This is a genomic window from Shigella sp. FC1544 (assembly GCF_001722145.1).
Classification (GTDB): Bacteria; Pseudomonadota; Gammaproteobacteria; order Enterobacterales; family Enterobacteriaceae; genus Escherichia; species Escherichia coli.
This window is the reverse complement of sequence record NZ_MECT01000306.1, coordinates 1-1,311: the sequence shown is the minus strand read 5'-3', so window position 1 is coordinate 1,311 and position 1,311 is coordinate 1. Positions and strand designations below refer to the sequence as shown.

3 pseudogenes are annotated in these 1,311 nt (G+C 47.6%); 1 reads left to right on the top strand and 2 read right to left on the bottom strand.

Annotated elements, in window-relative coordinates:
• A pseudogene (locus BGK49_RS27365) lies at positions 1-315 on the top strand (IS1-like element IS1B family transposase); the annotation flags it as partial.
• A 15-nt stretch (positions 316-330) separates the two neighbouring features.
• Here BGK49_RS27365 and BGK49_RS30490 read toward each other — a convergent pair.
• Both BGK49_RS30490 and BGK49_RS14825 read right to left on the bottom strand, forming a co-directional pair.
• Positions 331-450: pseudogene (locus BGK49_RS30490) on the bottom strand (glyoxalase III HchA); the annotation flags it as partial.
• A gap of 561 nt (positions 451-1,011) precedes the next feature.
• Positions 1,012-1,311: pseudogene (locus tag BGK49_RS14825) on the bottom strand (IS1-like element IS1X2 family transposase); the annotation flags it as partial.

Below are 1,311 nucleotides of genomic sequence, written 5' to 3'. Positions count from 1 at the left end.
GACAGGCTCCGGAAGACGGTTGTTGCGCACGTATTCGGTGAACGCACTATGGCGACGCTGGGGCGTCTTATGAGCTTGCTGTCACCCTTTGACGTGGTGATATGGATGACGGATGGCTGGCCACTGTATGAATCCCGCCTGAAGGGAAAGCTGCACGTAATCAGCAAGCGATATACGCAGCGAATTGAGCGGCATAACCTGAATCTGAGGCAGCACCTGGCACGGCTGGGACGGAAGTCGCTGTCGTTCTCAAAATCGGTGGAGCTGCATGACAAAGTCATCGGGCATTATCTGAACATAAAACACTATCAATAAGTTGGAGTCATTACCGTCCACGCCATCAAGATCAGAGACGGGACTGGTATATTGGCTAAGCGAATATTCTGAAGGGAAGAACGCATTATCTTCAGCAATATCGACCTGCGGATTTTTACTTGTTTGAACAGTCATAGTGTATTCCTTATTGTTGCTTAGTTAGGGTAGTCACTATATTTGCGACTGAGCTGGTCGCTATTTTTAACCAGGCTGGAAAATTGAGTCAATATATCGAAAGCGGTAGTCGGCGGGTGTAAGTATGTAATGATGATGCTGCACTGGTGTTGAATATTATTCACGCCAAATTTTCCTTATTGAGCAACGTCGTCGCAAGTGGCCTCAATGATTTTAGACCATTATCAGAGATGCGGGGCGGTGGGGAGAGATTTAGTGATGTGGAATATTGTGGTGCTGATGAATATTTATATCGCGGATTGGTAGAGAAAAAGTTTATTTCATGCACTATTTTTGCAAAGATTTCTATTTGGGAAGCGTGTTTGTTACGGGGTAATTCATCAGAATGTGCATTTGGGGTGTTGGCTGGAAGAGTCGCTGGTAGATGTTATTGTGGCAGGAGGGGCAGGGTAAGGTGCTGTATCGATATGCTTTGGCAATTGCGTGTGCCGCAGATGGAGATGAAATGCCAATAAAAAAGCCTGAGTTCGATGAGGGACGAACTCAGGTAATGACTCCAACTTACTGATAGTGTTTTATGTTCAGATAATGCCCGATGACCTTGTCATGCAGCTCCACCGATTTTGAGAACGACAGTGACTTCCGTCCCAGCCTTGCCAGATGTTGTCTCAGATTCAGATTATGTCGCTCAATGCGCTGAGTGTAACGCTTGCTGATAACGTGCAGCTTTCCCTTCAGGCGTGATTCATACAGCGGCCAGCCATCCGTCATCCATACCACGACCTCAAAGGCCGACAGCAGGCTCAGAAGACGCTCCAGTGTGGCCAGAGTGCGTTCACCGAAGACGTGCGCCACAACCGT